Origin of the sequence: uncultured Campylobacter sp. (assembly GCF_938045595.1) — a bacterium.
Lineage (GTDB): Bacteria > Campylobacterota > Campylobacteria > Campylobacterales > Campylobacteraceae > Campylobacter_B.
Genome location: NZ_CALIBB010000156.1, coordinates 1 through 4,036, shown reverse-complemented (window position 1 = coordinate 4,036; position 4,036 = coordinate 1). Strand labels below are relative to the sequence as shown.

Below are 4,036 nucleotides of genomic sequence, written 5' to 3'. Positions count from 1 at the left end.
CTTCTTGGGCTACCGCATAATGCCCAGCAGCGGCGGTTACACGAAAATAAAAGCGATCATTAACGAGGGGCAAAACCGCGAGCTGCGTAGATTTTTCGGCTATTTCGATCTGGATGTCGTGGAGCTTAAGCGCACGGCATTCGGTAGAATGACGCTTGGAACTCTAAGGCCCGGCAAATGGCGCTATTTCGATCAGAGCGAATATGAAGATCTGCGCGATTTTTTGAAAGAAAACAAAATCCGCTATTAAATTTAAGAAAAGAGGCGAAATGAGCTCAAAAACAAACGCCGCACGCGTACTGGACGGTCTGAAAATCCCCTACGAGATCAAAGAATACGCGGTGGATCCTTTAAATTTAGACGCGGTGCATGTTGCAAACAGCGTGAGCGAGCCTATCGAGCGGGTTTATAAAACGATAGTTTGCATGGCGGATCACGAATACATCGTGGCCTGCCTGCAAGGCGATCTAAATTTGGATCTCAAGGCGCTCGCGCACATCTGCGGCGCAAAGCGCTGCGAGCTGATGGATTTGAAGGATTTGCAAAAGGTCACGGGCTACGTCAGGGGCGGATGCTCGCCGCTTGGGATGAAAAAGCACTTTCGCACTTTCATCGATGAAAAAGCGCTAACGCAGGAGAAAATTTACGTTAGCGCGGGCGTGCGCGGAAAACAGATCGCTCTTACGCCGAAGGACCTTGCAGTCGCAACCGAAGCGCAAATTTGCAAAATTACTCACGGCTAACGCAGCGTTACTTGTGCTTCCGTTTGCGCAAGTAACGCCTGCGGCAAGCTGGCCAAAATTTGCACTGCAAGATTTAGACTTTTAAAATTTGGCGTTGCACCGTTTGTTAAAACGAGCTCCTGCGCAGCAAGAAAATACAAATCAAATTAATTTCGTAAAATTTTATTGTTAAAATTCTAAGTACCACGCGCCGCAAATATCTCAAGCGAGATGACGAGTACGCAGGGCGCGGCAAGTCTCTTTTAAGAACGCGCTCTTTGCGCGTGATCCGTTTTATTCACTATAAATTTAGACTCACGGCGTTTGGAGCCATTTGCGATAAAATTTTGAAATTTCATCGCAAATTTTATACGCCTCGCGCCTATTTTTTGAAAAGCTCAGAGACGTTTGGGGCTTGCTTTTCTTGCTCGCTGGCGGTGAAAAATTCCGCTTTGGCGAAGTTAAAAACGCTGGCGATGATGTTAGTAGGAAACATTTCGCAGGCGTTATTATAAACCGTAACGGCGCCGTTATAAGCGCGGCGTGCGGCGCTGATCTGCTCCTCGCACTCGCCTAACGCGTTTTGTAGCTTGGCAAAGGATTCGTTAGCCTTGAGGTTCGGATACGCCTCTACCGCAATGCGGATCTGCCCCAAAAGAGCCGAAATTTCGCTATTTAGCTTAAATTTATCCGCGTTAGAAGCCGCGTTGATCGCTTGCGAGCGAAGTTCGCTAACGCGCGTTAGCACGGCGTTTTCGTGGCTCATATATTCGCGCGTGGCGCTAACTAAATTTGGGATGAGGTCGTAGCGCTTTTTAAGCTGCGTATCGACGGTGGAAGCGATATTTCGCACCTGGTTGCGCTTAGCGATGAATGAGTTATAAACTCCCACTAACGCCAAAACTAACAAAACTATGACGACTAATAAAATCAAAGCCGCATTCATTTTCTCTCCTTTTAAAGTGTTTCAATTAAAAATAAGAATATTTAGCTATACTTGCCATTTCTTTTCGCGTGTCAAGGTAGCTCAGCTGGTTAGAGCGCTGGTCTCATAAGCCGGAGGTCGAGAGTTCAAGTCTCTCTCTTGACACCAAAACATTATTTCGCGCCCAAGCGTCTTTTACGATACCGAAAAGCGCGCCGCCTTTCGAATATATTTATTATTTTACAAAAAAATTCCTATAGTTTGGCTTTGTATTTGTTTAGATTCGAAAATAAATATTTATAAATTCTTAAAAGCAAATGGTAAAATTACGCACTCGATACTTTTTGCTAAAATTTTACGGGAGGGATCATGAAATTTAAAGATTTTAAAGCTGCAAACTGCGCTAACTACGACTTTTTCACTGCCGAAGAGCTAAGCTATAAAGAATTTATCAGGCTTAGTTTCGGCGAGTTCGCCCGCAAAAATCCAAGCTCGAGCTGGGCGCTTAGCATCGATGACAGGAGCTTTGATTCGTTTCCAAATTTTACTCAAAAACATCCAATTTGCTTATCCGATCTAAATTTTAAAGATAGCATCTTTCAGTTTAGGATCTGTTCCGAAAACAGCGTCCAAAGCCTAGGGCACCGCATTTTTACCTGCCTAGACGGCATCCACAAGGATTTCGTCGCAAGCGAGATCAAGCAAACCGACGAAGTGATGATGAAGCTAAAGATTGGCGTTTTGAAGGACTTTGCCTGCGTCTCGAAGTGCGGCTGGTGGATAACCGATATCTGGCGCGATATGTATCCGGTGACGGATGAGAGCGAGAGCGAAAATTTCGTCGCAGATATGCTTGATAGCGAGTTTTCGGCGCAAATGCGGCTCATAAACGAGCGACTTTTGAGCGCGCAAAATAGCGGCGAGCTTGACGGGCTCATCGCCGAGCTAAGGACGCAGGAGTAAATTTTTAAAATTTGCCCGCGCATTATTTTTGATGCGGCGAGCGTGTTCGTACGTCTTTGCGGGGAAATTTTAAAATTTGCCGCCTTAAATTTCACCCAGCCCGCCGTTTGCGGCGCAGCTGTTTAGCGGATACGGCGTGAGGCCGTAGTCTGCAGCTTCGACATTCCAAAAGTCCAAATTCGCGCTACGCGAGACGATATACTCAAAGCCCTTTTGATTTAGCTCGATCAAAATTTCAAATTCATTGCCGTTTTTGCAGACGATGCTTTCGAAAAAGTGCGAAAAGCAGGCGATTTTCGCGTTTTCTTTCTGCATCGATTGATTTAACATGAGCTCCATGTTGCTTAGAATTTTAAATACCGTCTGGCTCGTCTCAAACCTGCCGAAGCACGCATAATATTTCGCTAAATTTTGCTCGTTTAGCGTAACGGATTTGGTGCAGTTTTGCGTTATCTGCTCGTATATCGCGCCGAAAAGCTCAATCGATGCGTTTTGATTATCTATCGCCTTGTTTTCGTGGTTTTCGATGACGACAAAGCCGTCTTTTATGCAAAATTTCTCGTTTTTATAGTAAAAGCTAACTCTTGCGATCTCTTGCTCGAAGCGCTTTTTATAAGTAAAGGGCAGATACGTCGTAACGCCCATTTTATCAATGATCGCAGAGCTTTTGACGCCTCCGTCCAGCTCGTGCTGCATAAAGTAGCGGATGAAGCTGCCTTGCTCTATATCGAAGCTATTTAAATACTCGATCTTATCCAGATACGCACAGCGGTAGAGCCGCACGAACTCGGAATTTAGCGAGATATTGATCTCATCGGGGATGTCGCCGTATTTTTCGCTTTGCGGCGCGTCAATGCGCTCTATGATATTCATCTGTTTTTCAACTTTGTCTTTTACGAAAATAGTGATTTTGACCTCCCGCATCTCATAAAAGCGCTTTATAGTCTCGGTCGCGCTTTTGGTGATATCGGTCTTAAATTTTTTCGCGAGCTCCGATTTTTTGAGCGTCAACGAAAAATCGCCGTTTTTTAGCTTGTTCTGCGAATACAGAAGATAAAGCAGCTCCTCATAAATCATCAAATGCGAGTAGGTCAAAAATGTATTATCCACGACTATGACATAATAGCAGCGCGTTACGGAGTATCTTTTGTTGTCTCTTAAAAAGTCGTTGTAAATTTTTAGCTTGCTCGCGTTTTTCGATACCTTAAATACGTCGTAAGATTCTAAAAATATATTTTCCATATTTCGCCTTAGGTCAAGATACTTTTGAAATATTACACAATATTTGTTTAAGTTGTTTTAAATTTTATCTTAAGGATAAAAAATATCAGCGAGTAAAATAATTTGTAAAATTTTAATTATATCTTTAATATTCACTTAAATATAATAAAATAATTTATAAAAATAGATTTTTTGTAGGAAAATT

General features: G+C 43.4%; 4 protein-coding genes, 1 tRNA gene and 1 pseudogene. 4 read left to right on the top strand and 2 right to left on the bottom strand.

The genetic code is table 11. From position 1 onward, the window contains the following. Both Q0340_RS06565 and ybaK read left to right on the top strand, forming a co-directional pair. Positions 1–250 (top strand): annotated as a pseudogene (locus Q0340_RS06565) (rRNA pseudouridine synthase); the annotation flags it as partial. 19 nt (positions 251–269) lie between these two features. Further along, positions 270–743: a Cys-tRNA(Pro) deacylase gene (gene ybaK / locus Q0340_RS06560; RefSeq protein WP_298082639.1), complete on the top strand. Its 474-nt coding sequence runs from the start codon at positions 270–272 to the stop codon at positions 741–743. Between the two features lie 361 nt (positions 744–1,104). Here the strand turns inward: ybaK and Q0340_RS06555 are convergent, their stop codons facing one another. Next, positions 1,105–1,668, bottom strand: a complete 564-nt coding sequence (locus tag Q0340_RS06555; RefSeq protein WP_298082638.1) for a LemA family protein — start codon at positions 1,666–1,668, stop codon at positions 1,105–1,107. Positions 1,669–1,738: 70 nt separating this feature from the next. Here Q0340_RS06555 and Q0340_RS06550 point away from each other — a divergent pair. Next, positions 1,739–1,815, top strand: a tRNA-Met gene (locus tag Q0340_RS06550). 201 nt (positions 1,816–2,016) lie between these two features. Then, positions 2,017–2,610, top strand: a complete 594-nt coding sequence (locus Q0340_RS06545; RefSeq protein ID WP_298082637.1) for an effector protein — start codon at positions 2,017–2,019, stop codon at positions 2,608–2,610. An 84-nt stretch (positions 2,611–2,694) separates the two neighbouring features. Here the strand turns inward: Q0340_RS06545 and Q0340_RS06540 are convergent, their stop codons facing one another. Beyond that, positions 2,695–3,852, bottom strand: coding sequence for a hypothetical protein (locus Q0340_RS06540; protein ID WP_298082636.1), 1,158 nt, complete (start codon positions 3,850–3,852; stop codon positions 2,695–2,697). Positions 3,853–4,036 lie beyond the last annotated feature (184 nt).